Below are 2,597 nucleotides of genomic sequence, written 5' to 3' on the forward strand. Positions count from 1 at the left end.
GCGCCCTTGTCAGCGGAAGTCGCCAGCAAGGCATAGGCCTTGAGCGCGGCGGAGACACGACGGTTGCGCTGGATGCTCGGCTTCCAGGCATCCTTGCCACGGGCATCCATCGCTTCACGGCGCTCATGCAGCTCACTGTCGCTCAGCTTGACGTTGATGGTGCGGTTCGGGATGTCGATCAGGATGGTGTCGCCATGCTCGACCAGACCGATGGCACCGCCCGCCGCCGCTTCCGGAGACGCGTGGCCGATGGACAGGCCCGAGGTACCGCCGGAAAAACGACCGTCGGTGAGCAGCGCACACGCCTTGCCCAGCCCCTTGGACTTGAGATAGGACGTCGGGTAGAGCATTTCCTGCATGCCCGGACCGCCCTTCGGCCCTTCGTAGCGGATGATCACGACGTCGCCTTCCTTGACCTTGTCGGCCAGGATGTCTTCCACCGCCTGATCCTGGGACTCACAGACGTAGGCACGGCCTTCGAAGACCAGGATGGAGTCATCGACACCAGCGGTCTTCACCACGCAACCATCCAGTGCGATATTGCCGTACAGCACGGCCAGGCCGCCCTGGGTGGAGAAGCAATGGTCGTAATCGCGGATACAGCCCTGGGCGCGATCACCATCCAGGCTCGGCCAGCGCGCGCTCTGCGAGAAGGCGGTCTGGGTCGGGATACCGCCCGGGCCGGCGCGATAGAACTCGACGACTTCATCAGTGGGCGAACGCATGATGTCCCACTCTTCCAGCGCCGCAGACAGCGAGTCGCCATAGACGGTCGGCACCGAGGTATCCAGCACGCCGGCACGATCCAGCTCGCCCAGAATCCCCATGATGCCGCCGGCACGGTGGACATCCTCGATGTGATATTTCTGGGTGTTCGGCGCCACCTTGCACATCTGCGGCACGCTGTGGGACAGCTTGTCGATGTCGGACATGGTGAAGTCGACACCGGCTTCCTGAGCGGCGGCCAGCAGGTGCAGGATGGTATTGGTCGAGCCACCCATGGCGATATCCAGCGTCATCGCGTTGGCGAAGGCGGCGCGGGAGCCGATGGCACGCGGCAACAGGTGCTCTTCGTTGCCTTCGTAGTAACGGCGCGCCAGCTCGACGATGCGATGCCCGGCGTTCTCGAACAGGCGACGACGATCGGAGTGCGTGGCCAGTACGGTGCCGTTGCCCGGCAATGCCAGACCCAGCGCTTCCATCAGGCAGTTCATGGAGTTGGCCGTGAACATGCCCGAGCAGCTGCCACAGGTCGGGCAGGCGCTGCGCTCGATCTCGGCGACCGTCTCGTCGTCGACGCTGTCATCGGCGGCGATGACCATGGCATCGACCAGATCGAGGCCGTGATCCAGCAGCTTGGTCTTGCCGGCTTCCATCGGGCCGCCGGAGACGAAGATGACCGGGATGTTGAGGCGCATGGCGGCCATCAACATCCCCGGGGTGATCTTGTCACAGTTGGAGATGCACACCAGCGCATCCGCACAGTGGGCATTCACCATGTATTCGACGCTGTCGGCGATCAGGTCACGCGACGGCAACGAATACAGCATGCCGTCGTGGCCCATGGCGATGCCATCATCGACCGCGATGGTGTTGAATTCCTTGGCGACGCCGCCGGCCTTCTCGATCTCGCGCGCGACCAGCTGCCCCATGTCCTTGAGGTGGACGTGGCCCGGCACGAACTGGGTGAAGGAGTTGGCAACGGCGATGATCGGCTTCTGGAAGTCGCCATCTTTCATGCCGGTGGCGCGCCACAGGGCGCGAGCGCCGGCCATGTTACGACCTGCGGTGGTCGTACGGGAGCGATACTCTGGCATGGTAAACCTCATTCAATGCTTGGCCGCTCTCCTGTGCGAAGAGGGACTGATTCATGGAATTGCGCCTGGCAGGATCAGGAAACTGACGCCGCCCTTCTGCGCAATCCGCTGCAGAATCACTCCGCACGGGAGCGGCTTCTGTTTTGGTCAGGCGGCGCCCCGCTCGGGGTACGCACACCTGGTGTCCAGAGGAGACGCGTACCTCTTGGGTCAACGCTGTCTGCCTAGGGTCAATTCTGTCATGTACCGGCCCCGCTTGCCTACCAGATAGCACCGCCCACGCCATCAGTAGCCCCGAAAGATACCGACAAGCACCGAAAGCGTTGAATGAAGCGGTCTCTAGCGTGGGCCTGCGGCGGGAGGCGCTGATTACACTGAAGGACGACACATCAGGCAATGCCAGACACCCCACAAGGAACAGGAGTCACCCATGGCCGGAAAATTCGTCATCACTCGGGGCAAGGACAGCAAGTTCTACTTTGCACTGAAGGCAGGCAACGGCGAGAAGATCCTGCAGAGTCAGGGCTATGCCGACAAGCGCGGCTGCCTGAACGGCGTGGAATCCGTGCGCAAGAATGCCGTCGAGGAAAAACGCTTCACCCGGGAAGTCGCCAAGGACGGACGTTTCTATTTCACCTTGCTGGCCGCCAACAGCCAGCAGATCGGTCGCAGTCAGATGTACAAGTCGGAATCCGGCCGCGACAACGGCATCGCCAGCGTCGGGCGCAATGCCGCCGAGGCGGCCGTCCTCGAGCAACTCGACACCGCCTGAGCACGAGC

2 protein-coding genes are annotated in these 2,597 nt (G+C 62.9%); one reads left to right on the forward strand and one right to left on the reverse strand.

Translation table 11 applies throughout. From position 1 onward, the window contains the following. On the reverse strand, nt 1–1,817 hold a 1,817-nt coding region (gene ilvD / locus AC4FAH_RS02710; RefSeq protein ID WP_490245619.1), incomplete at its 3' end, for a dihydroxy-acid dehydratase. A gap of 430 nt (nt 1,818–2,247) precedes the next feature. Between ilvD and AC4FAH_RS02715 the strand changes: the two genes are divergently transcribed. Further along, nucleotides 2,248–2,589: a YegP family protein gene (locus AC4FAH_RS02715; protein WP_043331370.1), complete on the forward strand. Its 342-nt coding sequence runs from the start codon at nt 2,248–2,250 to the stop codon at nt 2,587–2,589. Nucleotides 2,590–2,597: the final 8 nt, after the last annotated feature.

Source organism: Cobetia sp., from assembly GCF_983723665.1.